The 26,260-nt window shown below is 46.8% G+C and carries 19 protein-coding genes and 1 pseudogene; 14 read left to right on the forward strand and 6 right to left on the reverse strand.

The annotated features are described in order from the left end of the window. Positions 1 to 200 precede the first annotated feature (200 nt). From AB5443_RS04350 to AB5443_RS04365, 4 genes and pseudogenes are all read left to right on the forward strand, one after another. Positions 201 to 3,545 carry a TonB-dependent receptor gene (locus AB5443_RS04350; protein WP_277133994.1) on the forward strand — a complete coding sequence of 1,115 codons (3,345 nt, stop codon included), beginning with the start codon at positions 201 to 203 and terminating at the stop codon, positions 3,543 to 3,545. Between the two features lie 9 nt (positions 3,546 to 3,554). Then, positions 3,555 to 5,534 (forward strand): RagB/SusD family nutrient uptake outer membrane protein, encoded by a 1,980-nt coding sequence (locus AB5443_RS04355; protein ID WP_277133992.1) that lies wholly within the window; start codon positions 3,555 to 3,557, stop codon positions 5,532 to 5,534. A 260-nt stretch (positions 5,535 to 5,794) separates the two neighbouring features. Then, positions 5,795 to 7,255, forward strand: a pseudogene (locus AB5443_RS04360) (arylsulfatase); the annotation flags it as partial. A gap of 65 nt (positions 7,256 to 7,320) precedes the next feature. Next, positions 7,321 to 8,844 (forward strand): arylsulfatase, encoded by a 1,524-nt coding sequence (locus AB5443_RS04365; protein ID WP_277133988.1) that lies wholly within the window; start codon positions 7,321 to 7,323, stop codon positions 8,842 to 8,844. A gap of 129 nt (positions 8,845 to 8,973) precedes the next feature. Here the strand turns inward: AB5443_RS04365 and AB5443_RS04370 are convergent, their stop codons facing one another. Next, positions 8,974 to 10,407: a CCA tRNA nucleotidyltransferase gene (locus AB5443_RS04370; protein ID WP_277133986.1), complete on the reverse strand. Its 1,434-nt coding sequence runs from the start codon at positions 10,405 to 10,407 to the stop codon at positions 8,974 to 8,976. Positions 10,408 to 10,558: 151 nt separating this feature from the next. Between AB5443_RS04370 and AB5443_RS04375 the strand changes: the two genes are divergently transcribed. After that, positions 10,559 to 11,395 (forward strand): hypothetical protein, encoded by an 837-nt coding sequence (locus AB5443_RS04375; protein WP_195408163.1) that lies wholly within the window; start codon positions 10,559 to 10,561, stop codon positions 11,393 to 11,395. Between the two features lie 147 nt (positions 11,396 to 11,542). Here the strand turns inward: AB5443_RS04375 and AB5443_RS04380 are convergent, their stop codons facing one another. From AB5443_RS04380 to ruvA, 3 genes are read right to left on the reverse strand one after another with little or no spacing between them, the layout of a single operon-like run. Continuing rightward, positions 11,543 to 11,680, reverse strand: a complete 138-nt coding sequence (locus AB5443_RS04380; RefSeq protein ID WP_277133984.1) for a hypothetical protein — start codon at positions 11,678 to 11,680, stop codon at positions 11,543 to 11,545. Between the two features lie 10 nt (positions 11,681 to 11,690). Next, complete coding sequence (locus tag AB5443_RS04385) at positions 11,691 to 12,683, reverse strand: DUF3843 family protein (protein WP_277133982.1); 993 nt, start codon at positions 12,681 to 12,683, stop codon at positions 11,691 to 11,693. 28 nt (positions 12,684 to 12,711) lie between these two features. Next, on the reverse strand, positions 12,712 to 13,320 hold the full coding sequence (ruvA, locus tag AB5443_RS04390) for a Holliday junction branch migration protein RuvA (protein ID WP_044654431.1): 609 nt from the start codon (positions 13,318 to 13,320) through the stop codon (positions 12,712 to 12,714). 231 nt (positions 13,321 to 13,551) lie between these two features. Between ruvA and AB5443_RS04395 the strand changes: the two genes are divergently transcribed. The 4 genes from AB5443_RS04395 to AB5443_RS04410 all read left to right on the forward strand — a co-directional run bounded on the left by AB5443_RS04395 (position 13,552) and on the right by AB5443_RS04410 (position 19,453). After that, positions 13,552 to 14,451, forward strand: coding sequence for a diaminopimelate dehydrogenase (locus AB5443_RS04395; protein WP_195663357.1), 900 nt, complete (start codon positions 13,552 to 13,554; stop codon positions 14,449 to 14,451). A gap of 100 nt (positions 14,452 to 14,551) precedes the next feature. Continuing rightward, entirely contained in the window at positions 14,552 to 16,570 is a 2,019-nt protein-coding gene (locus tag AB5443_RS04400; protein ID WP_368114108.1) for a DUF3857 domain-containing protein, read from the forward strand. 184 nt (positions 16,571 to 16,754) lie between these two features. Beyond that, positions 16,755 to 18,737, forward strand: a complete 1,983-nt coding sequence (locus AB5443_RS04405) for a transglutaminase family protein (RefSeq protein WP_277133977.1) — start codon at positions 16,755 to 16,757, stop codon at positions 18,735 to 18,737. Between the two features lie 65 nt (positions 18,738 to 18,802). Next, on the forward strand, positions 18,803 to 19,453 hold the full coding sequence (locus AB5443_RS04410; protein WP_022138892.1) for a hemolysin III family protein: 651 nt from the start codon (positions 18,803 to 18,805) through the stop codon (positions 19,451 to 19,453). Positions 19,454 to 19,697: 244 nt separating this feature from the next. Here the strand turns inward: AB5443_RS04410 and AB5443_RS04415 are convergent, their stop codons facing one another. Next, the gene (locus AB5443_RS04415; RefSeq protein WP_277133974.1) at positions 19,698 to 20,789 is read right to left on the reverse strand and encodes a YhcG family protein; all 1,092 of its coding nucleotides are present in this window, start codon (positions 20,787 to 20,789) and stop codon (positions 19,698 to 19,700) included. Positions 20,790 to 20,942: 153 nt separating this feature from the next. On the opposite strand from AB5443_RS04415, the gene rpiA reads away from it, so the two are divergent. After that, positions 20,943 to 21,644 carry a ribose 5-phosphate isomerase A gene (gene rpiA, locus AB5443_RS04420; protein WP_277133972.1) on the forward strand — a complete coding sequence of 234 codons (702 nt, stop codon included), beginning with the start codon at positions 20,943 to 20,945 and terminating at the stop codon, positions 21,642 to 21,644. Between the two features lie 174 nt (positions 21,645 to 21,818). Next, entirely contained in the window at positions 21,819 to 24,269 is a 2,451-nt protein-coding gene (locus AB5443_RS04425) for a DUF3987 domain-containing protein (protein WP_073344514.1), read from the forward strand. A 246-nt stretch (positions 24,270 to 24,515) separates the two neighbouring features. On the opposite strand, the gene AB5443_RS04430 is transcribed toward AB5443_RS04425, so the two are convergent. Continuing rightward, positions 24,516 to 24,752, reverse strand: a complete 237-nt coding sequence (locus AB5443_RS04430; protein ID WP_022138895.1) for a DUF4248 domain-containing protein — start codon at positions 24,750 to 24,752, stop codon at positions 24,516 to 24,518. A gap of 259 nt (positions 24,753 to 25,011) precedes the next feature. Here AB5443_RS04430 and AB5443_RS04435 point away from each other — a divergent pair, with 259 nt between their 5' ends. The 3 genes from AB5443_RS04435 to AB5443_RS04445 are packed head-to-tail and all read left to right on the forward strand — an operon-like array spanning position 25,012 to position 26,142. Continuing rightward, positions 25,012 to 25,503, forward strand: a complete 492-nt coding sequence (locus AB5443_RS04435; protein ID WP_073344512.1) for an HU family DNA-binding protein — start codon at positions 25,012 to 25,014, stop codon at positions 25,501 to 25,503. 45 nt (positions 25,504 to 25,548) lie between these two features. Continuing rightward, positions 25,549 to 26,001, forward strand: coding sequence for an N-acetylmuramoyl-L-alanine amidase (locus AB5443_RS04440; protein WP_277133967.1), 453 nt, complete (start codon positions 25,549 to 25,551; stop codon positions 25,999 to 26,001). Between the two features lie 45 nt (positions 26,002 to 26,046). Further along, positions 26,047 to 26,142: a smalltalk protein gene (locus AB5443_RS04445; protein WP_022138898.1), complete on the forward strand. Its 96-nt coding sequence runs from the start codon at positions 26,047 to 26,049 to the stop codon at positions 26,140 to 26,142. Positions 26,143 to 26,260: the final 118 nt, after the last annotated feature.

Consider the following 26,260-nt stretch of genomic DNA (forward strand, 5'->3'; position numbering starts at 1 on the left):
AGTCGTGTACGGGACAAGGACAAATCAACTGTATTTATAACAGAGGCCTTTTAAAAATAGAATAGTTAAGTAAAATCATAATTAAGAAAAACACATGGAAAAAGAGAACTACCCTTAGAAATTAGAAAAGAGATAGAAGGAACAACACCTTCACCCTGTCATGATATTAATCTAATCTTGTATTAATCAATTTTTAAAACATGAAAAAAATACAATCCAGGAAATGGTACATGCGAATGACCATTTTATTCCTATTCATTATCCCGCTGTCGGTCAGTGCAGCACAGGAGAAAGTATCTGTAAAAGGAAAAGCTATCACTGTGAAAGAAGCAATTAAGCTTATTGAAAAGAACAGTACTTATTCTTTCTTTTTTAAGTCCACCGATTTGGATAACAATACCAAAAAAGACATCAATTGCGAAGGTAACCTTGACAAAGTATTGAGCGAAGTCTTAAAAGGTACTAACCTGAAGTATGTCATCAAAGGCAAAGACGTTATCTTATCGGTAAACGAATCGAAAAGCATTGCTCCACAGCAAAGTAAGAAAAAAGAAGAAATTATCGGTGTGGTTATAGACTATGCGACAAACGATCCGGTCATAGGAGCTACCGTTCAGATAAAAGGTGCCGGAACCGGAGTCATTACTGACATTGATGGTAAGTTTAAAGTCAATGCTTCTCCCGAAGATATCCTGATGGTATCTTATATCGGTTATCAGACAATGGAAAGAAAAGTCGGCAAACAAAAGTTGATCAATATAGAATTGAGAGAAGACAGCAAGGCCTTGGACGAAGTAGTTATCACCGCTTTTGGCGTGGGACAGAAAAAAGCCAGTATGGTAGGTTCCGTACAGCAGATCAAGCCAGCCGAATTACAAGTTCCGTCTTCCAGTTTAAGCAGTAGTTTTGCCGGACGTCTGGCAGGTGTTATCTCCGTACAGTCCAGTAGCGAACCAGGTGCTGACGGAGCAAATTTCTGGATTCGTGGTAAATCCAGTCTCAATAGTAATAGTGCTTTGATTGTATTGGATGGTGTAGAAATCAGCTCCAGCGATTTGAATGCATTGGATCCTGAAGTAATCGAAGGATTTTCCGTCTTGAAGGATGCTACCGCTACGGCATTATATGGTACTCGTGGAGCCAACGGTGTCATGATCGTGACAACCAAACGAGGCGAAGACGTATTGAAACCCATTATTAACATCCGCTTGGAAGGTTCCGTTCGTCAACTTACTAACGTACCGGAATTTGTAGATGGTGTAGAATATATGAGACTCTACAACGAAGCCAAGTTGACACGCGGTGACAATGAAGGTTTATATTCTGAAGATAAAATTGCGGGAACAATCGCCGGAACCGATCCGCTGAAATATCCGAATGTCAACTGGTATGACGAAATGTTCAACAAACTGGCTTTTTCAGAACGGGCAAACCTGAATATACGTGGAGGTAAAAAAGCGGTTCATTACTTTATGAGTGCAGCGATCAAGAGGGATGGCGGTAATATGAAGTCATTGAGCAAGGACTATTTCTCCTACAATAATAGCATCTCCGTTATTCGCTATGATTTCGTCAATAACTTGGATATTGACGTAACCAAAACGACTAAAGTATCTATGGGATTGAATGCCAGCATTCGTAACTGGAACGGCCCTACACAAGATGCCGATAATATTTTCAATTTAACACGCACCACATCTCCCGTTGATTTCCCTGTTCTATTTCCTGCGCAGGAAGGCGATACCTATATCCGTTGGGGTGGTATGAGTGGAGGCAGCAACGGCAGAGGTGGGTATAACAACCCTGTTGCCGAATATGTAAAAGGATATAAATCCAATGAATCGAGCACATTCCAAGCCAAATTGCGTCTGGAGCAAGACTTAAAATTTATTACTAAAGGATTAAAGGCCAAGGCGCTTGTTTCTTTCAAAAATTATTCAACTACTGTGGTATCACGTACTGCCAGCTACAACCAGTTTCAATACGCGACGAATAGCGATAATTTGGAAATGGTCGGTAGTGAACAGTCTACTAATCTAGATATTGAAGGCATAAAAAATTCCACCGGTACTCGCAAACTATACCTTCAAGCATATTTGGATTATACCCGCACTTTCGGCAACCATGATGTCAACGCCATGTTCTTGTATAATCAGGATGAAACATCGAATAACAAACCGACAACGTTGTTTGAATCCTTACCTCAAAGAAAACAAGGTATTGCAGGCCGTCTCTCCTATGGCTATGATAATAGATATCTGATTGAAGGGAACTTCGGTTACAACGGTTCAGAGAATTTTTCCAAGGGACACCGTTTCGGCTTTTTCCCTTCCATTGCCGTAGGCTACAATATTTCAGAAGAAAAATTCTGGAAACCACTGTCAAACATAGTGAATCATTTGAAATTGAAAGCTTCTTACGGACTTGTCGGTAACGACTATAGTTCATTGCGTTTCGCTTATTTGGAAACGATTGCTCTGAATGGAGCTCCCAAATACACTTTTGGAGACAAGATGAATCAAGGCACTGCCGGTCCGGTATGGACCCGATATTACAATCCGGATCTCCAATGGGAAGTAGGAAAGAAATTAAATGTAGGATTCGATATGAGTTTGTTCCATGATGTAAATATTTCATTGGACGTATTCAAAGAACGCCGTGAAAAGATTTATCTGTCACGCTCTAACAGTACTCCGGCTTTTATCGGCACAGGTTCGACTAGTATTTACGGCAATGTAGGAGAAGTTGATAATAGAGGGGTAGACTTCACGATAGATTACAACAAGCAAGTCAACAAGGATCTGTTTGTATCTGTCAAAGGAACATTTACCTATGCTCACAATGAAATCATATCCTATGACGATCCGCCTTATCAGACCTCACCCCAACTGTCAAGAGTGGGACATTCCATTGACCAATTAAAAATGTATGTAGCCGAAGGACTTTTCACACAAGAAGAATTAGACAGTCCGGATACGCCCGGACAAACGTTGGGATATATCCCGCGGGCAGGTGATATCAAATACAAAGACCTCAACGGAGACGGACAAATAGATACAGACGACCAAACTTATATAGGAAATACGACCACTCCGGAAATCATCTATGGCTTCGGTAGTTCTATCAAATACAAGAAATGGGATATGTCTTTCCTCTTCCAGGGAGCAGCCAGACGTTCATTGATGATGAACGGTTTCCATCCTTTCGGCAGCAATGCCAATAGAGGGGTAATGGACTTCATAGCCAAGGATCATTGGACAGAAGATAATCCGAACACGAACGCCACCTACCCTCGCCTGAGTGTAACCGACAATTCCAACAACAATGTAAATTCAACCTATTGGTTGCGCAATGGCGCTTTCCTGAAACTGAAGAATGCAGAAATCGGTTATACCCATAAATTCTTCCGCGTATACTTATCCGGAAGCAATTTGTTGACATTCTCTCCATTCAAATACTGGGATCCTGAAATGGGCGGTGGCTCCGGCATGAGCTACCCTACCGCACGCACTTTCAACATCGGTTTTCAATTTACCTTTAAATAATCAGTTATTATGAAAAGATTAAAAAACATATTAATAGCATTGTCTGTTGTATCATTGACCGGTTGTGACTACCTGGATATCGTTCCGGATGAACAAACAACCGAATACAACATGTACGACACTCCGACAAAAGCAAAGAATTATTTGAACGCTTGCTATGGATACATCCCCAACTCACGCGCTTCCGAAGCCCTTGATAAAATGACAGGAGGAGAAGTAGCCATCGCCAATGAAGAAAAGAATGACTGGTCTAAGTTTGCCAGGGGATATTATTCACCGGCTGCTCCCACCCTGGCAAAGACATATTGGGAATCATGTTATAATGGAATTCGTACTTGCTGGCAATTCTTGTCTGTCGTAGATAAAACGCCCAAGCTTCCGGAAGAAGATCTGACTTATTATAAAGCAGAAGCGCATCTGTTGATTGCATATTACCACTGGCTGATATTGCGGGCATTCGGTCCGGCTGTCATTATAGACCATGCGTATCCCGAAACGACGCCTTATACTGAATATCCCGAACGTTCCAGTTATGACGAGTGTGTGACGTTCATAGACAAACAAATTCAATTAGCAATAGATGGAGGCTTGAAAAATGACGGACAGTTTTTTGAGACTACCGACTATGGACGTCTCACCAAATGGTGTGCCTTGGCATTACGTTCACGTATGTACTTATATGCCGCTTCTCCCCTGTTCAACGGGAATAGCGAGTTTTACAGCAACTTTAAAAACAGCAAAGGCGAACATTTGATTTCTCAAGAATATAGCGTTGAGAAATGGAAAAAAGCGGCGGAAGTTACCAAAGACGCAATTGATCAGATGACAGCGGCCGGCTTCAGACTATACAATAAGGATGACGCAGGAAAAGCCGTAGCCGCCAGACCGGGAATGAATGACCCATATGAACGCGCTGTACGTTGGGCATTTATAGATAATGACGGAAATAACAATGAAGTGATATGGGGAGATACACGTCCGGAAACAGCCTATATGATTTCCAATCAATCGGCGCCTTATCAGCAGAAAAATGACAATGGATTCAAGAATGCCTGGAGCCTGATTGCTCCAACTATAGAGACCGTGAAACGATTCTACACAAAAAATGGACTGCCAATCGATGAAGATCCGGATTGGGAATATTCTGACAATTGGAATGAGACTAGCCTGCTGACAGCTAAAAACTACTCTCATGACCCGGACTATCTGGCAGGTTGTCCTGCTGCCGGTCTTAAGAAATATGCTGCAGGCGCACCATTACTGAATGATACCGTGTTAAATCTGAATCTCGGACGTGAACCTCGTTTCTATGCATGGATCGGTTTCCATAATGGTCCTTTTGAAATCAGTAACTTCTATGGAGTCGCCATTACAGGCAATCAAGCGAATCGAATAGTCAAGTTAGATCTCAAATATAAGCAAGAACAAGGTTGGGATGGCCGTTCTACCAATTATTCGATAAGCGGATATTTGAATAAAAAGTGCGTTAGTCCGCTATATGCGAAAGGTCCCGGAGCCGATAATTATCCATATCCGGTATTCAGAATGGCAGAAATGTATTTGAATTATGCGGAAGCCCTAATTGAAACACAAGATGAGACTAACTTCGCAGAAGCAAAGACATATATAAATCTAGTTCGCGCTCGTGCCGGCATAAAGGGGGTGGACGAAGCATGGAAAAACTCTAAATCAGGCGCAGCATACGCAAATTCTTATAAGGGTCTGCAAGCCATCGTTCGTCAAGAGCGCCAGATTGAATTTTATATGGAAAACCACCGCTTTTGGGATTTACGCCGCTGGAAAAATGCAGAAAGTCTGGGAGAAATACCGGAAGGTATGAATATCAGCGGAGCAACCGACGAACTATTTCTCGGCACAATCAAAAAACTGAACGTGATCCGCAACTTTGCACAAAAGAATTACCTGATGCCTATTCCTGTCAGCGAAACAGATAAAGTCCCTCAAGTCATTCAGAACCCGGGTTATTAAGAGCATATTTATCCTTATTACTCAAACTACAACAAACAACTTTATTATCCATGAAGCCATGTAGCAATCATATTAATGGATAATAAAGTTGTTTTTAACAAAATAGAATAATACATTTGCAATTCTATTAACCCTTTAATAAAAACTATAGAATGAAACACCCCCTATTATTCACAGTTTTATCTTCTACAGTCTGTGTCACTACAGCAACCGCAACGAACAAAACGCCGGAAAACACAACACCGACAAAGTCAAAAGCCCCTAACGTCGTATTCATCTACGCTGACGACCTCGGCTACGGAGACTTGCAATGCTACGGAGCCAAAAACGTAGAAACGCCCAACGTCAACCGGCTGGCCAAGTCGGGTATTCTTTTTACCAATGCCCACGCCACAGCCGCCACCAGTACTCCTTCCCGCTACTCCATGCTGACAGGAGAATACGCATGGCGTAAAAAAGGAACGGACGTAGCTGCCGGAAATGCCGGAATGATTATCCGTCCCGAGCAATACACGATGGCAGATATGTTCAAAAGTACGGGATACACTACCGCTGCCGTCGGCAAATGGCATCTCGGGCTCGGAGACAAGGCGGGAACACAGGACTGGAACGCTCCCCTGCCCTGCGCACTGGGCGATTTGGGCTTCGACTACCATTACATCATGGCTGCCACAGCCGACCGCGTTCCCTGCGTGTACATCGAAAACGGGAAAGTAGCCAACTACGACCCCAGCGCCCCTATCGAGGTGAGTTACCAGAAGAACTTTGAAGGTGAACCGACCGGAAAAAGCAATCCCGAAATGCTATATAATCTTAGACCCAGCCACGGACACGATATGTCCATCGTTAACGGAATTTCCCGTATCGGCTACATGAAAGGCGGCGGAAAGGCACTCTGGAAAGACGAGAATATAGCGGACTCACTAACCACCCACGCCATCCAATTCATTGAAGAAAACAAGGACAAGCCTTTTTTCCTTTACTTCGCAACAAATGACGTACACGTTCCCCGCTTCCCTCACGACCGTTTCAGAGGAAAGAATCCGATGGGGTTGAGAGGTGACGCCATCGTACAGTTCGACTATTGCGTCGGCGAAATACTGAACACACTGGAGAAACTGGGATTGAGGGAAAACACCCTCATCATCCTTTCAAGCGATAACGGCCCGGTAGTTGATGACGGATATGATGATAAAGCGGAAGAACTCCTCAACGGACACAGCCCCGCAGGCCCCCTGAGAGGTAACAAGTACAGTGCTTTCGAAGGCGGAACCCGTATCCCTGCCATCCTTAGCTGGCCTGCCGGAGTGAAAAAAGGCATGACTTCAGACCTGTTGGTTTCACAAATCGACTGGTTGGCTTCGCTCGCTTCACTGACGGGAGCCATTATGCCCAAAAACACCGCTCCGGACAGCTACAATTTCCTCGGAAGCTGGCTGGGCAAAGACAAGAAAGACCGTCCGTGGGTTATCGAGCAGGCTTCCAACCACACACTGTCCGTCCGCACCAAAGACTGGAAATACATCGAACCCAGTAACGGGCCGAAAATGATTCAGTGGGGACCGAAGATTGAAACCGGAAACTCCAAAGAACCTCAACTCTACAAAATGCAGGAAGTGAAAGAGGTGACCAACTATGCTTCCCAAATGCCTGAAAAAGTGACCGAACTGCAAAATATTCTCCAAAGTGTACGCGACGGAAAGGATATTATAGGCAAATAATTCCGGATACTCATACATTCAACCTTAAAAAACAGACATTCAACCTTTAAAAATAAAACAACCTAATGGATTATAAATCAATCTCAATAATTGGCGGCACACTGCTCTTATCCGCCCTATCCGCCAACGCACAGAAAAAGAATGCCCGACCTAATATTATATTTATCCTCTGCGATGACATGGGATACGGAGATTTGGGCTGCTACGGCCAGCCGTTCATACGCACTCCCCATATAGACGCTATGGCAAGCGAAGGCATACGTTTCACTCAAGCGTATGCGGGCAGTCCCGTCAGCGCTCCTTCGAGGGCTTCGTTCATGACAGGACAACACAGCGGTCACTGCGAAGTACGCGGCAACAAGGAATATTGGGGAAATTCCCCCATCATCATGTACGGAAACAACAAAGAATATTCCGTAGTGGGACAACATCCTTACGACCCCGACCACATCATCCTGCCGGAAATCATGAAAGACAACGGCTATACCACAGGTATGTTCGGCAAATGGGCGGGCGGCTACGAAGGCTCCTGCTCCACTCCCGACAAACGGGGCATAGACGAATATTACGGCTATATCTGCCAGTTCCAGGCTCACCTCTACTACCCCAACTTCCTGAACCGATACAGCAAAGCGCTGGGCGACACAGGCGTAGTACGCGTCATCATGGACGAAAACATCAAATATCCGATGTACGGTCCCGACTACCAGAAACGTCCGCAGTATTCCGCCGACATGATTCACGAGAAAGCAATGGAGTGGTTGGACAATCAGGACGGCAAGCAACCGTTCTTCGGGGTATTTACTTACACTTTGCCTCATGCGGAACTGGTTCAGCCGGAAGATTCTCTTCTGAACGAATATAAGGCAAAGTTCGACCCTGACAAAGTATTCAAAGGCAGTGAAGGCTCACGCTACAACGCCATCACGCATACACACGCCCAATTTGCAGCCATGATTACCCGCCTGGACTATTACGTGGGTGAGGTTCTGAAAAAGCTGAAAAAAAAAGGACTGGACGAGAATACATTAGTCATCTTCTCCAGTGACAACGGCCCTCACGAGGAAGGCGGAGCCGACCCTACTTTCTTCGGCAGAGATGGAAAACTGCGCGGACTGAAACGCCAGTGTCACGAAGGCGGCATACGTATTCCGTTTATCGCCCGTTGGCCGGGACGTGTACCCGCAGGTGAAGTAAACGACCATATCTGTGCTTTCTACGACTTAATGCCTACTTTCTGCGATGTAGCCGGCATCAAGAACTACGAAAAGAAATACCGCAACAAGGAAAAAGAGGTGGATTATTTCGACGGTATCTCTTTCGCCCCGACCTTGCTAGGCAAGAAGAAACAGAAACAGCATGACTTCCTGTATTGGGAATTCAATGAAACGAACCAGATAGCGGTACGCATGGGCGACTGGAAACTAATCGTCAAGAAGGGAAAGCCTTCCCTCTACAATCTGAAAACGGATATTCACGAGGACAACGATATAGCACTCCAACATCCTGAGATCGTGGAAAAGATGAAAGCTATCATCTTTGAGCAACATACTCCGAATCAACATTTCTCTGTGACGTTGCCCAAATAGATGATTTATAGTTAAGACATAAGAACAAAAGAACATATTATTTTTGAGAATTATAATTTATCATTGCTTGATAAAAAGTACTCAAAAATAATATGTTCTTTTGTTCTTATGTCTTAAACTTCCAATATATCAGCCCACAGGCGTCATCCCCATCTTCTTCGCCCGCTCCATCAGAAAAGCATAGGCAGCTTCATATTCATTGGGAATCACACCGTCCAGAATGGCATCCTTTATCGCGCTTTTCAGCACACCCACTTCCCGGCACGGTTGCAACCCGAAGATTTCCATAATCTCCTCCCCGCTCACAGGCGGCTGAAAATTACGTACCCGGTCTTTTTCTTCCAAGTCCTTCAGTTTCTGACGCACCAACTGGAAGTTATTCAGGAAACGCTGCTTACGTTCCATATTCTTAGAAGTAATATCCGCTTCGCAAAGCATCATCAAGTCATCAATATCATCGCCCGCCTCGAAGAGCAAACGACGCACCGCCGAGTCCGTCACCACATCATCCGCAATGACAATAGGGCGCATATGCAGGCTAACCAGCTTCTGCACATACTTCATCTTCTCATTCATTGGCAGCTTCATCTTCCGAAAGATAGACGGAATCATCTTCTCACCTATGAAATTATGATTGTGGAACGTCCATCCCGCCTTCGGCTCCCAACGCTTCGTGGCAGGCTTGGCAATATCGTGCAGCAATGCCGCCCAACGCAACCAAAGATTATCAGTCTTCTTGCTGATATTATCCAACACTTCCAACGTATGATAAAAATTATCCTTGTGCGAACGCCCGTTCCGCGTCTCCACCCCTTGCAAAGCTGCAAATTCCGGGAAAATCAAAGGCAGCAACCCACTACGGTCGAGGTCGATAAACCCTTTGGATGGAATCGGTGAAAGAATAATCTTATTCAGTTCATCCGCAATGCGCTCACGGGATATAATCCCAATCCGCTCCTTATTGCGGCAAAGAGAATCGAAGGTATCATCATCAATATAAAAGTTCAACTGCGTAGCAAAACGGATACAACGCATCATGCGCAACGGGTCGTCACTAAAAGTAATATCCGGGTCGAGAGGAGTACGAATCGTCTTCTCCTTCATATCTTCCAACCCGCCGAACGGGTCTACCAATTCACCGAAACGTGCCTTATTGAGACAAACTGCAAGGGCATTAATCGTAAAATCCCGACGGTTCTGGTCGTCTTCCAGCGTACCGTCCTCTACAATCGGTTTGCGCGAATCCCGCTGATACGATTCTCTGCGTGCACCGACAAATTCGACTTCCGTACCTTTATATTTTACCTGTGCCGTTCCGAAATTCTTGAAAACAGAAACGTGCGCCCCCCGTCCCAAATGCCGGCCGAGCGCTTCCGCCATTGCAATTCCACTGCCTACAACTACTACATCTATATCTTTAGAGGGACGTTGCAGAAAAATATCGCGAACATAACCGCCTACCACATAGCACTCCAAACCGAGCGCATCCGCCGTTTCGGCTATCTGTCCGAAGATGGGTTCGCTGAATTGCTGCTTCAATTCCTCTTGAGTCAACTCTATCATTCCTTTTAGTTATACGTTTTGAGGGTGCAAAATTACAAAAATAAGGGATATATTTGTACTTTTGCCATTAATAAGTGAACAATGCACCATAAACAGGCCGTCTGTCCTGAATCGTAAACTGTAAACAATAAAATAGTAAATAAGACTTGTGATGAAAAAACTGATTATCCTCTTTTGCGGCACGCTGGCACTGGCTGCCTGCGGCAACGGGCTTGAGAAAAAAGCCAATGAGAAACTGGCAGTTGCCAAAGCTGCCTACGAACGTGGCGACTACGAAGAAGCCAAGTCGCAAATCGACAGTATCAAAATCCTCTACCCCAAAGCCTTCGAAGCACGCAAAGCGGGACAGGCACTGATGCTCGATGTAGAGACTAAGGCACAGCAGAAGACACTCGCTTACCTCGACAGCGCCTTCCAGGCAAAGACCGGGGAATTCAACGCTATCAAAGATAAGTTTATCCTTGAGAAAGACGCCGAATATCAACAGGTAGGCAATTACCTTCACCCTGCACAGACTGTTGAAAAGAACATGCACCGCTCCTTTCTCCGCTTCCAGGTGGACGAACTGGGCAACATGAGCATGACTTCCATCTATTGCGGCGCAGGCAATATCCATCATGTAGGTGTCAAAGTAGTTGCCCCCGACGGCAGCTTTGCCGAAACTCCGGCTTCCAAGGACAGCTATGAAACAACCGACATGAATGAAAAGATAGAGAAAGCGGACTACAAACTGGGAGCGGACGGAAACGTTATCGGATTCATCAACCTCAACAAAGACAAAAATCTTCGCGTTGAATACCTCGGCGACCGTGCCTACAAGACAACCATGAGCCCGACCGACCGCCAGGCTGCGGCATCTGTCTACGAGTTGGCACAGATTCTTTCCGCCATGCAGCAGATTAAGAAAGAACAAGAAGAAGCCAATCTGAAAATCGAGTTTATCAATAAGAAAAAAGAACGGAAAGCGCAGGAAGAGGTTGCCGACTAATAGAACCAAAGATTAAAATATTAAGGCACGGATTACACAGCGGATTACACGGTTTTAGCTAATAAAAAGAACCGCGAAATCTGTGTAATCCGTGCCTTAATATATAAATATGGATGGTTAATGTTATTTGAGTAACCTGCCACCGCCTCACTTCACCCTTCTATTCAACTGATTATTAGCCTTTTCCAGCTTCGACTTCCCCACCCGTTTTCCGGAACTCTTCTTTTTCCCTGCTCCGGACTTTGCCTTTCCGGCAAAGGGATTATTACTTTTTTTGATTGGCATAGCTTACTCCTTATTCTCCTTCATAAAACTCGCCCAAGAACCAGCGAGCCACAAAATCCCAATTCTCCTGCAACAGCGCCTTTCCGTTCTCGAACGGGAACTGTGCGTCCGGCAGCAGATTATGCTCCATTCCATACTTCAGCAAGTCGAACGGACACAACCCTTCTTCGCAGAACATTTCATACGCCTCTTCCTCAGCCTCTTCGACACTATAAAACGGATTATTCTTATCAGCAAAAAACTGAGCCACATCAGGGCCTATCAACAACCCTTTCGGATTGCCATAAACAACGAAATTATCGAACTCCGCCAAATCCGGCAACAGAGCATCTTCCTCATCTTCCCACTTCAAAGAATTTACAAAGAAGAATTTCAGAGCATTGTATGAACCAAAGAACATGAGCGACTCTCCATTACTTGCCTCGAAGAAACGTTCCACATTCGTCGGCATCTTCTCTCCCGGCAAAGCCACCGGCAGAGGTTCGCGCTTCTTCTGCATCAGTTCCGTCTCCATCATCCACCCCGGGGCGAGATACTCACTGATAGGAGCCGACTCGAAAACAGCATCCAAACGCTCGTAAAGTACATCCGCAAACTCCAGCAAATCCTTGTCCATCGGATTCTCCACCCAGTCGAAATCATCACCGACCGGCGAATTGATAGCCCACAGCAGGAAAGCGATGTCCTCACGGTTGATTTCATCCGGCAAGTAGTCCTCAGACAGCGGATAGAACGGTAGGTAACAGCCGTAATTCTCCTTATGCCAATGAATGAACTCCCGCCAGTGTCCAGCGTCCGCCACGCAATCTTCCAGATACAGGGCACACGACAAAGCCACCCGCCGCTGGTCTTCCACCATTTCCCTGCCTTGATACATATAAGAGTTCGCCACCAACGGCAACAGTTCGTTAGCCAGATTAAGATACCACTCATCCGTGGCCATCACCTTCGCACGACCATGTATCTCAGTCCATGCCCGCATATAAATCTTCTGTTCCTTCATTGTTACAGTCGTTACAATGTTTCAGTCGTTACAATCGTTTCAAAGCCAGTTTAATCACCTTTTCTACCGGAGCATCCGGCTCTTCCTTCAATATCGCCATCACCACCTTCTGCGAAGGCGCAGCGGCAAAACCGAGCATCGTCAATGCGGCCACAGCCTCTTCCATCACTTCCGCGTTGGCAGCTTGCAGCAACATGCCACCCGCACCGGCAACACCGCCGGCAGCAGACATTCCCATCGTCTTGATTTTATCCTTCAAGTCGACAATCACACGCTGCGCAGTCTTCAGCCCGATACCCTTCACCGTCTTCAGCATATTCGCGTTCTCGGTACTGATTACATTCACCAGTTCGGCAGGCGAAAGAGCGGAGAGAATCATACGCGCCGTATTCCCGCCAATGCCCGAAACAGAAATCAGCAGCAGGAAAATCTCCCGCTCCTGCTTCTCGGCAAAGCCATAAAGCACATACGCATCCTCACGAATCGCCTCATAAATATACAACTTACAGGTTTTCTTTCCCTGAATAGCCGAATAAGTATTCAAGGATATATTGGCGGCATACCCCACCCCGTTACAGTCAATCACTGCGGTTGCCGGACTAAGTTCGGCAAGCTCGCCTCTAACATACTCTATCATAATGCCCACAAAGATAAAACTTTCCCGCACAGATTCTCCTGTTTTTTACAGATTATTCTTTTCCGTAGCCCGACAGTTAAAATCTGAGGGTATCAACCGGCGCATTTCATGCAAACTGTAGCGAATCTAAAAAAAATAAAAATAATGCCGCCCGTAAACAATCCTTCCTTATATTTTGTTTACTTTTGTGGCAGAAATAAAGAAAAATGTTCATATAAAACCAAGAAAAGAATGAAAAAAGTAAGAGCCGCCATCGTTGGCTATGGCAACATTGGACACTATGTACTTGAAGCGCTACAGGCAGCGCCTGATTTCGAAATAGCCGGAGTCGTTCGTCGTGCAGGAGCAGAGGACAAGCCGGAAGAGTTGGCAAACTATGCAGTAGTAAAGGACATTAAAGAGCTGGAAGGCGTAGACGTGGCAATTCTTTGCACGCCGACCCGCAGCGTTGAAAAATATGCAAAAGAATACCTGGCTATGGGCATCAATACCGTAGACAGCTTCGATATTCACACCGGCATCGTTGACTTGCGCCGCACACTGGATGCAGCCGCCAAAGAGCACAAAGCCGTATCCATCATCTCCGCAGGCTGGGATCCGGGAAGTGACTCCATCGTGCGCACCATGCTCGAAGCGATTGCCCCGAAAGGTATCACCTACACCAACTTCGGCCCGGGTATGAGTATGGGACACACCGTAGCCGTGAAAGCCGTCGACGGAGTGAAAGCCGCTCTTTCCATGACGATCCCTACGGGCACAGGTATCCACCGCCGCATGGTGTATATCGAACTGAAAGACGGATACAAATTTGAAGAAGTAGCCGCCGCCATCAAGGCAGACCCGTACTTCGTGAACGACGAGACACACGTGAAACTCGTTCCGAGCGTAGACGCGCTGCTCGACATGGGACACGGTGTAAATCTCACTCGCAAAGGCGTATCGGGAAAAACTCAGAACCAGTTGTTCGAATTTAATATGCGCATCAACAACCCCGCACTGACCGCACAGGTATTGGTATGTGTGGCACGCGCTTCGATGCGCCAACAGCCGGGATGCTACACTATGGTGGAAGTGCCGGTAATCGACCTTCTTCCGGGCGACCGTGAAGAGTGGATCGGACACTTAGTATAATATTTTATCCATCCGGTAAATAAAAAAATAGAGAAAGGTGCACTGCCTTTCTCTATTTTTTTTATCTTTGCGAGAATAGTACTAAAAAAACACACTAACAATGGGAAAACTATTCATTCTCTGCGCATTACTATTCCAACTCCTGTCGCCCGTTTACTCGCAGCAAACAGCCACAGACGTCATCACCCCCAGTATGAAATACGGCAAGCCCACCATGGAAGAGCTGAAGATGACCACCTACGCACCGGACACCGCCGCAACCGCCGTCGTACTGTACTCCAGAAACAACGCCCGCTACGACCTGCTGAACAATGACTTCCGGCTCGTGTACACTTATGAGATAAAAATAAAGGTACTGAAATCCGAAGGTGCGTCTTATGCGGACATCATCATACCTTATTATTCGAAAGAAAGAGGGGGCGGCACCATGAAAGAAAACATCACCCAACTCGACGCTTCCGCCTACAACCTCGAAGACGGCAAGATAGTCCGCACCAAGATGAAGCGCGACCTCGTCTTCGAAGAAAGGCTCAACAAGAGTTATATGCAGATAAAATTCTCCATCCCCGCCGTCCGTGAGGGAACCGTATTCGAGTACAAATACCAGCTCAATTCCGACTTCTATTACAGCATCAACCACTGGGAAGCGCAGAGAAGCATCCCCGTCATCCACACGCAATATGACATCACCATCCCCGAATATTTCCTGTTCAACCTCGACATGAGAGGCTCACATTCACTGAACATGAAAGACCAGTCAGAAAGCCTTTCCTACACGCTCCACTACCAAAACGGCCAAGTGGAACAGCTTCTCTGTACCGGACGCCACCTAAGCTTTACCGGCAAGCAACTGCCTGCTCTCCGCCCCGACAAATACGTATGGTGCGCGGACGACTACATGAGCGGTGTCGGCTTCGAACTGCGTGGAATCAACTTCCCCGGCTCACTCTACAAATCGTTCACCAATACCTGGGAGACTATCGACAAGATGCTGCTCGAAGACGAGGACTTCGGCTCCCTGCTCAAAATGCGTAATCCCTACCGCGACGAGATGACTGCACTGGCGCTCGACAAACTGACCGACAGGCAGGACAAGATTGCCGCCATCTACACCTTCCTCAAAAAGAAAATGTCATGGAACGGACAATACGGACTTTACGGCAGCGAAGTGAGAAAAGCGATAAAGAACGGAACCGGCAGCAACGCAGACATCAACTTCGTACTCATGAGCATGCTGCGTGACGCGCAGATTCCCTGCTATCCGGCCGTGATGAGCCGCAAGACGTTGGGGATTCTTCCACTCTCGCACCCTTCCATCCAAAAGTTGAACACGTTCGTAGTCGGCATAGCGGACACGGACAGCACTTTCGTATTCCTCGACGGCTCCGTCACCAACGGATATATGAACACGCTGCCACCCGTACTGATGGTAGACCGCGCCCGTCTCCTCAGCAAAGCGGACGGGGGTAACTGGATAGACCTCAGCCAACTCGGCAAGAACCAAATCCGCTCGTCCATCAAAGCGCAGATTCATCCCGACGGACGAATAACGGGAACCCGCCAGACCGGATACACCGGACAGTACGCCGCCAACTTCCGCAGAAACTATCATGCCGCCAAGGACAGCGCGGAATTTATCACCAAACTGGAAACGGAAGAAAACATCAAAGTGAAAACATTCTCAACCACAGACGTGAACGCTTTCTCTTCCATCGTAAAGGAGAGTCTCGAATTTGAAAAACAAGCGAACGTGAACGACAATCTGATTTACATCAACCCGATGATTTTCTTGCACGTCAGCAAATGCCCGTTCACCCAGGCCGAACGCCAACTGCCGCTGGAAATGCCTTATGCCGAACAAATCATTCAGGTGACCAACCTCACTATCCCCGAGGGATATACCGTCGACGAACTGCCGGCTCCCTTGAATGCGTTTACGGAAGACAAACAGGGATTCTGCCGCTACCTCGTACATCAGAACGGCAACCAGCTTATCATCACCTACTCGTTCAGTTCCAACAAACTGATTTATCCCACCAGCGAATACAAGTTGGTGAAATCGTTCTGGGAACTGATTGCCGAGAAAAACAACGAGATATTAGTACTCAAAAAAATATAGCCGGCGTAGCGCCGGAGCAAGGTTTCCATTCGGTGTATTAGTATTTTAGGCACGGATTACACAGATTACGCTGTTGCTTTATATAATCATATTTCTTAAAACCGTGAAATCCGTGTAATCCGTGCCTAATTTAAAATTATCATTCATGTGACATAGCACTTACAATGCTCAATCTTTATATATTATGAAACATCCCAATCAAACCAACTTGATAAAGCACTTCCTAAAGAAAGTACCCGCCCTGTCTTATGTCGTTTTTTGCCTATGTTCTTTGGCAACGCCCGTCCGAGCACAAGACATGATGAAGGATGCCAATTCCGTCGTCACGGACGCCCGGACAGAAATCCTCTGCAAGTCAATGACCCAATCCGTAGAAAAGGAAAGCCGGACTATCACCATACTCAACCGTAAAGGACTGGAAGATGCCGCCTTCTATTGCGGATGCGACATGTTCCGTTCCCTGCAGAAATTCTCCGGAGAAATCATCAACGCTTCAGGACAGACTGTACGTAAGATAAAGAAATCCGACCTTCAAAAGAGCGAATACAGTTCCTCGCTCACCACGGACGATTATTTCTATTATTACGAGTGCAACTACCCTTCCTTCCCCTTCACCGTGAAATATGAATGGGAAATGAAATGCAACAACGGGCTGATCGGTTACTCCACCTTCATCCCGCAAACGAGCTTCAGCCAAGCCGTAGAAAAAGCGACCTACCGCATCGAACTTCCTGCCGGACAAGGTTGCCGCTATCGTGAATTGAACACGCAGGAACTGGAAACAACAAACAAAGGCATTGAAGGTCAAATCACCGAAAGCAAAGGCACAGAAGGCCAAGGCATCAAAGTGAAGGAATCCACCGGTGCCGAAGGGCAACAAGTCATCGAAGTGACCGCCCTGAAATTACCTCCCATCCTCAAAGAGCCTTTCGGCCCGAGCTTTGCGGAGTTGTTTCCCCGCGTCTACTTTGCTCCTTCCGCTTTCAAGTACGACAAATCCGAAGGAGACTTGAGCACCTGGCAAAAATACGGAGAATGGCAATACAAACTTCTCGACGGACGCGACCTGCTCACCGAGCCTTTCCGCGCCAAGCTGCACGAACTGACCGCCAACTGCTCCACCGACCGTGAGAAAGTGAAAGCCGTCTACGATTATCTCGCCAAGACCACCCGTTACGTCAGCATCCAGTTAGGTATCGGCGGTTTGCAGCCTATCGCCGCCACCGATGTCTGCCGCACAGGGTTCGGTGATTGCAAAGGCTTGTCCAATTACACTCGTGCCATGCTGAAAGAATTGGGCATCCCCTCTACCTACACCGTCATCAGTACCACGAACGAACGGCTTCTCCCCGACTTTTCGAGCGCCAACCAGATGAACCACGTCATCCTGCAAGTTCCGCTCCCGCAGGACACGCTCTGGCTGGAATGCACCAATCCGCAACTTCCTTTCGGCTACGTCCATCAGGCCATTGCCGGACACGACGCACTGCTGATAGAACCGACAGGTGGCAGGATACACCGTCTGCCTACCTATCCCGATTCGCTGAACACGCAACGCATCGTTGCCGACATCACGCTCTCGCCCACGGCTGAAGCTAAAATATCGGTCAACGAAATATCCCGGCTATTCCAGTACGAAAGCGAAGCAGGCATCGTCTATCTGCCACCCGACAAACAGAAAGACCGCATCCGTAGGGACATCAACCTGTCGCAGGCTGACATTCTGAACCTGCAAATCAAAGAATGTAAAGAGACGGCTCCATCCATCACGTTCAACTATTCCGTCAGCAGCAACCAGTACGGGAACAAGACGGGAAACCGCCTGTTTATCCCTGCCAACATTTTCAGAAAAGGGTTCAGCGTCCCTTCCGTCACGAAGCGCACGTATCCCATCCACATCAACTACGGCTACTCGGACACGGACAGCATCCGCATCCATCTGCCGGACGGATATGCCATCGAGGGACTTCCCAAACCGATTGACGTAACGGGCAAATTCGGGAGTTTCCATTCCACCGTTGAGGTGAAGGAGAAGGAGATTTGCATCGTTCATCATTTATTCATGCCGAAAGGTATTTACGCTCCCGATGAATACCTGGCATTCATCGCTTTCCGCAAGTTGGTTGCGGGACAATACAGTGGCAAAATCATCTTAAAAAAGGAATAAGGGAAACCATACGTTACGGAAAATAAAAGTATCTTTGCGACTCAGCAAATCAAAAAAAGAAAACATTGAAGAACAAACGATACAGTAACGGAGAAGAATGGGCGAATACGCTTAGTCATGGGGCAGGTATCCTGCTCGGGGTTGTGGCAGGATATTTCCTGTTGGCGAAGGCTTCTGGAAACGCCGAGCCGCAATGGGCAGTACCTTGTGTCATTGTCTATCTGGTGGGTATGCTGTCGTCTTACGTCAGTTCGACGTGGTATCACGGCAGTCGCCCGGGGAAGTTGAAGGAATTGCTCCGCAAGTTCGACCACGGTGCTATCTATCTGCATATTGCAGGTACTTATACGCCTTTCACACTGCTCACCCTGCGCCATGCAGGCGGTTGGGGTTGGGGAATATTCTCTTTCGTATGGCTGTCGGCCGCTGTCGGCTTCGTCCTCAGCTTTAAAAAGCTGAAAGAGCACAGCAACCTCGAAACTGTCTGTTACGTAGGTATGGGTGCTTCGATATTGGTCGCTCTGAAACCTTTATTGGATCAGTTGGAGCTGGCAGGTGCCACCCCTGCTTTTTGGTGGCTGATAGGCGGTGGCATTTCTTATATCGCAGGAGCTATTTTCTATTCATTGCGCAAACCTTATATGCATGCCACTTTCCACTTGTTTTGCCTGGGCGGAAGCATAGGGCACATCATTGCCATATGGCTGATTCTGTAACGAAGGGTAGGGATAAAAAAAAGGCTATCTATCCCAGACAGCCAATCTTTGTTAACCTTAAATCTAATACTATGAAAAACACAGTACAAAGATACGGACTTTCTGCATATCTCCAAATTTACGGAGCCGATCGGGGTGATTTATAACACGGTTTAATAGAATACAGGGGTTCGTTAACATTTAACGTTGTTAGGTTAAAAATTAACGAATACAATTTAAGATTTTCAAGCGTAAGACCTGTTTTTTATTTAAGTTGTTCCTCAATATCTTCAATGCTTGGCAGGCTGCTCTTAAAATCTTCCGGAAATATTTTGGATAATTCATATTCCGAAATACCGATGGGTTGGCTGGAAGCTTCTAACGAATATCTTGCGAAAACATCATCTTTTGTTTTGCAAATCAGCAATCCAATTGTTTTATTATCCCCATCTTTTCTCATTATATGGTCTACCGCAACTACGTAAGAGCCAAGTTGTCCAAGAAATGCCGGTTCAAACTTAGTTGTCTTCACTTCTATGACAACATAGCTATGAACATCGACATTATAGAAAAGCATATCAAGAAATTGTTCGGTTTCGCCAATTACCAGACGATACTCCCGCCCCATATAGGCAAATCCCGTCCCAAGTTCCATAAGAAACTTTTCAATATTCTTTATCAATGCATCTTTCAACTCTTTCTCATTATATTTGCTTGTAATACCAACGAAATCAAAATTGTAGGGATCTCTAGTCATTTCCTGTGCTAAATCACTTTCCACTGCCGGTAAAGTGTTTCTAAAATTAGTGATGGCTTTACCTTGCCGCTCATATAAATCCGTATCAAGGAAATTAAGTAGAAGTGCCCGCGACCAACCTTTTTCTATTGTTTGCTGCACAAAGAAAAAAGATTTCTGTGGATCATATTTTTTGTCAAGAATAAAGCGTATATGCCCCCACGGAATACAACAGACGGTGTCCTTTATGAATTGCGCCACATCTTGTGGCGTGATTTCGTCTTTCAATGAATCAACAGTTTGCGCCACAAGATGTGGCGCAATTGCAATCTCTCTGGAAAACAAAGTATACATCTGCTTCATATATTGCAGATTACGAACCGAGAAACCTTTTACATCAGGGAATATGGCTTGCAAATCCTGACTAAGTCCCTTATAAAAGTCATTCCCCCATTTACTTTCAGCTTTTTTAGTAACAATATCTCCGCCAAGTGACCAGTAAAAATGAAGCATTTCTGAGTTCACCTTTACTGCAGCCTTTATTTGGCTCTTTCTGAAACGTAAGCTAAGTTCGCTTATCCACTCTGTATATTCTTTATCTATCTTTAAAAGTTTGCTCATATTCACTTGCTATTTTTGCAAAGGTACTAATTTATCCACAAGCAAAGAAGATCTCCACCATAAGAATAGCCAAAGTAATTAAGGGAATTATAGAGGAAACAAAAAAGCCCCATTATCCGTTATATTTATACCACCACATAAAGGAAAATTTCAATGGACTGGGAAAATGATCTGATAAAGCATCTTCAATGGTCGGATACCATTATCAACCGTGAAGCGAAAGAACACGTAGCCCGTGAGATTGCCGCAATAGCCAAAGACGGTGAAACCGTCGGAGCCGGCTCCGGATCCACCGTCTACCTGACGCTGTTCGAACTGGCACGGCGGATTCGCGAAGAACACTTGCGCATCGAAGTTATCCCCGCGTCCAAAGAAATCGCCATGACCTGCATACAGCTAGGTATCCCCCAAACGACCCTTTGGAACAAACGTCCCGACTGGACTTTCGACGGAGCGGACGAAGTAGACCCGCAGCAGAACCTTATAAAAGGTCGCGGCGGAGCCATGTTCAAAGAGAAACTGCTCATCCGGAGCAGTCGCAAGACATTCATCATCATCGACTCCGGCAAACGGGTCGACCGGCTGGGAAGCAAATTCCCTGTCCCCGTGGAAGTATTTCCCGATTCACTGACTTACGTAGAAAGCGAACTACAACGACTGGACGCTTCGGAAATCATCCTGCGCCCCGCCCACGGAAAAGACGGGCCAATCTTTACGGAAAACGGCAACTTCATCCTCGACACCCGCTTCAGCTCCATTGACGATTCCCTCGAAGAGGGGCTGAAGAAAATCACCGGTGTCATAGAAAGCGGACTGTTCATAGGTTATGACATTGAAGTTATCGTAGCGGAATGAAAATCCGTTGACACGACATTTACGCTTATTTTTAACATTTCCACCTTCCTTACATTGTTCCTACTTTTGTCCCCCGACTTAAGGAACCGACCATTCTATGCGCATCTGTCGCCACTACTATTCTCCCTTCTTTATCTCACAAAACACATTATAATAAATAAAAAACAACTCATTATGGAAACAACCGCCCCATCGTCGCAACCCGCAACCAGACAATTCTCCTTTTCTTTTTTCAACAACCTGTGGAGCAAAGAATCCACCATCATCACCCTGCACGACCTCTACCTGCAAGAAACGAGCCCCCTATGGAAGCCCAAAACCGAATCGTACCGGAAACTGAAAGGCCGTCCCGACCGCGAAAACGAAGCCAAGATGACCAAGGACTCGATGCCCGTCGTCATCGTCGAAGGCATCTGCCGCCCTCATTGCAGCCACGCAGCCGCCAACCTGGAAAAGATGAGCAGCCTCGCCATGTACGACCTTGACCACTGCGGACAGCGGACTTTGGAAATCAAAGCCCTCATCTGCCGTCTCCCCTACGTGACCTACGCCCACAACAGCATCTCCGACGAAGGCCTGAAAATCATCGTCTACCTCGATGTCAACACCCCCGAAGAGTATCCCCTCGCCTACGCCATCTGCCAGCAAACACTGCAACGCATCGCCGGACATCCCTGCGACGAGCAGTGCGCCCGCATCACCCAACCCTGTTCCTGCGTATGGGATCCCGACGCTTACTACAACCCTGCTCCCGAACCTTACCCTTGGCGTGAGGAACTGGCTACCGACCCTTCCCTGGCACAACTCGTCCACTCCCCCCGATATACATATACCAACGGCAACAGTACCCCCTACCCCACAGGCATCAACGGCAAGTTCTCTCCCATCCCGCCCCTCACCGAAGCCTGCGGATATATCGAAGCCTTCGTCCACACCTTCTTCCAGTACCACCCCTGGCAGAAAGGAAACCGACACGAATCCATGCTCGCCTTGGGAAGAAGCGCACGACGTAAGGGATTTTCAAAAGAGGAACTTGAAAAATTAACATCTGTTATGGCAGCAGAAATTTTAGGGAACGGATATACCCGCCAAGAATTACAGAAAGACTTGTCTTCTGGATATCAATACGTTGACTTATCATACAAGCCCGAAAACACCCCTAATCTACTGCCAACACTGCCAACTGCCAACTATGGGCAGAATTATCCGGAAAATACCACCGCCGATGAAGAGGAACTGTCAATAAAAGACGAAGAACTCCGCTCTTCATCACCCTGTATTCCGGCAGAGGTTTACCGGCATCTCCCCTCATTCCTTCAAAGAGCCCTCACAGCCGCCCGCACCGACCGCGAACGTGACATTCTCCTGCTGGGCATACTGGCGAACCTGAGCGGATGCATGCCCAACGTAACCGTAAGTTTCGACCAACGTTACTACAGCCCTCATATTTTTCTTCTCGTCATTGCTTCATCGGCTTCCGGAAAAGGACTTCTCACACTAGCAAGCAGGCTTCCCGAATCCATCAACAACTATCTGAAAGGAGAGAACAAAAAGAAAAAAGAAGCCTACGAACGTGAATTGGAGACTTGGGAGAAAGCCAACCTGCCCAACAAGAAAGGAGCATCGCCTGCTGCTACCGCTCTCCCTTCCATGCCCGAAAAACCCGAATACCTGTATCTCTGCGGCGCCCCCAACACATCCAAGAACCAGTTAATCAGGCGTCTGAAAATCAACGGCAAACTCGGGCTCATCATCAACGCCTCTGAACTTGATATGATATCCGGTGCCATGAGACAAAAGTGCGGACATCATGACGATGTGTTCCGCGCCGCCTTCCACCACGAACCCGTATCAACGGACTACAAGGTAGACGACCAGATTATCTGTGCCGAAGACCCGCATCTGGCTCTCTCGTTCACCGGCACCCCCAACCAGCTTGCTTTCTTCATCCCTTCTTTGGGCAACGGGCTGTACAGCCGCTTCGTCATACTCACCGCCGAATCACGCTGGAAGTACCGTTCCGCCGCGCCCATCAGAGGCAAGGAAGACTACGACACTTTCTTCAAAAAACTCAGCGGTGAAGTGCTCGATATGTTCTTATTCCTGCAACAGTCGCCTACGGAAGTCACCCTGAGCGACAGCCAGTGGGAAGAGCATACCGCCTACTTCTCCCGACTTCTGGACGAAGTAGCCAGTGAAAAGGCCGATGCTCCCGGGTCTATCGTGCTTCGTGCCGCATTAATCGTGGTGCGTATAGCCAGTATCCTCACCGCCCTGCGCAAGTGTGAAGGAACTTTGCAGATGAAAGAGTATATCTGCTCGGATGAGGATTTCCATGCGGCAATGGGCATTGTGAAGACCACCACCAGCCACAGTCTGCTGCTCTCTTCTTCACTGCCGGGAGATGATGTGAAATCCAAACCATTGAAATCTTACTTCCGCATAGGGCCTGTAATCAATCAGATTAACAAGAAATTTACATACAAAGAATTCATCGACAAGGCACAGAAAATTGGCATCAGCGAAAGAAGCGCATGTAGATATCTGAAACATGCGATAGAGAATCAATATATTGATAAACAAGAGAATACGTATATACGTATCAAAAAAATCACTGACAAATAAGCCCATAGTTGGCAGTTGTCAGTAGTGGCAGTAAAACGGGTAGATGAAAACAGTATTTAATATGTACGTTTGTGCAGTATAAAGACGTATCTGCCGAACAGAAACCAAGTACTTGACCCATAGCGGACAAGTAGTAGAACCAACGAAGTGAAGTACAACAACCGGACAAACCAAGTACAGACTCAAGCCAAAAGATGTACCGGAAGAAGAAGGGAGAAGTACTTCATTTTTTTATCGCATTTTTCCTCAAGGCTCTCCCAGATAGCGGACTATCTGTTCCACCTCTTGACGCAGAAAGCGATGCCGGCGCGAATTGTATCCGATATCGCGCAATGCCTGCACCAACTGTCCGCATCCGTTAATCCACCGTGTCAGTGTTTTCATCGCCGTTTCTTCCGAACGGCCGGGACAGTAGAGCAACGCCAGTTCGACTTTGTCATACGCTCTCAATTCAAAATTTTTCTCTTCTTTCGTTGTGTTCATTATTGTTATTTATTGGTATTATATAATGGTATAAAGATAGTAAGAATCCGCCTAATTGTCAAATAATACAACCTTTATTTTCTTATAGATATAGACATTAAAAGACATTATCCGACAATAACAGACAATACCGGACACCTGCGGACAAATACCGACATCCCCCATCCCCGTTGCCGTACCTTCGTAGTGTCATAAGCAAGGAACCACTTATGAGACTATTAGACAATTAATAATTAACGATTAAAAATCAAAGAATTTTATGGCAAAAGTATTTTCATTCACCAGCGTGCTTCGTAAAAACATGCTGGACAAGGAAAAGCCGGATATGTATTACGCCCTGACCAAGTCGAGCGGCGAGATAGATATCGACGAGATGGCGGAACGCATCCAGCGTTCGAGTACCGTGAACTGGGCGGACGTGCTCTGCGTGCTGCGTGCGCTCCAGACGGAAATGATAGAGAGTTTCAAAAAAGCGGAAATCGTCCGTCTGGGTGGCCTCGGTTCGTTCTATGTCACGCTGCGCAGTTCGGGCGCACTCATCCCGAAAGACGTGAAAGAGGGACTGATTAAAGGCGCCCGCGTCCGTTTCCGTCCCGGTAAGGAAATCAAGAATGCGCTGAAAACGCTGGAATACAGCAAATATAAACCTGAAAACAACGACGGAGACAAAAGCGACCCGGAAAAACCGGGCGGAAATCCCGACCCGAATCCGGGTGGTGATGACGGCGAGACTCCGGATCCGGCAGCATAACCGGCTGGCAGGTAACAAAGTAACGGACACTCAACAAGCTCCATTATGAGAAAGATTGACTTAATCGTGATTCACTGTTCCGCCACACGCGCCGACCGTTCGCTCACCCCGGACGACCTCGATTTGCAACACCGCCGCCGTGGCTTCAACGGGACAGGATACCACTATTATATCCGAAAGGACGGGACGGTTCATCTCACCCGTCCGATTGACCGCATCGGTGCACACGCCCGCGGTTTCAACGCTCACTCGATAGGTATCTGTTATGAAGGCGGACTGGACTGCCGGGGACGCCCGGCAGACACACGGACACCGGCACAATGGTCTTCACTATGGCAATTGGTAAACCGGTTGAAAGAAAAGTTTCCCGGCTGCCGGGTGTGCGGACACCGCGACCTATCGCCCGACCGCAACGGAAACGGAGAGATAGAACCGGAAGAGTGGATCAAGGCGTGCCCGTGCTTTGAGGTGAAAGATGAGTTTTCAGGAAAAAAGTAATCAACCATTTAACGTATCGGAAAGGAGGTGTATAAAGTTATGGCAATGAAAAAAGGCCTTTGGGACATGATTCTGAAAGTAGTCATCGCAGTGGCTTCGGCAGTAGCAGGCGTTTTGGGCGCTAATGCAATGAATCTGTAAAAAAGATAAAGAGTGAAAGCGGCATAGAAATGAGGATAAATACACATTTGTATGCCGCTTCATTATTCGAAATAATAACTAACAATAAACCAATTAAGAAAAAGATAATCGGTCATTG

The organism is Bacteroides sp. RTP21281st1_H5_RTP21281_210402, from assembly GCF_040918965.1.
Classification (GTDB): domain Bacteria; phylum Bacteroidota; class Bacteroidia; order Bacteroidales; family Bacteroidaceae; genus Bacteroides; species Bacteroides congonensis.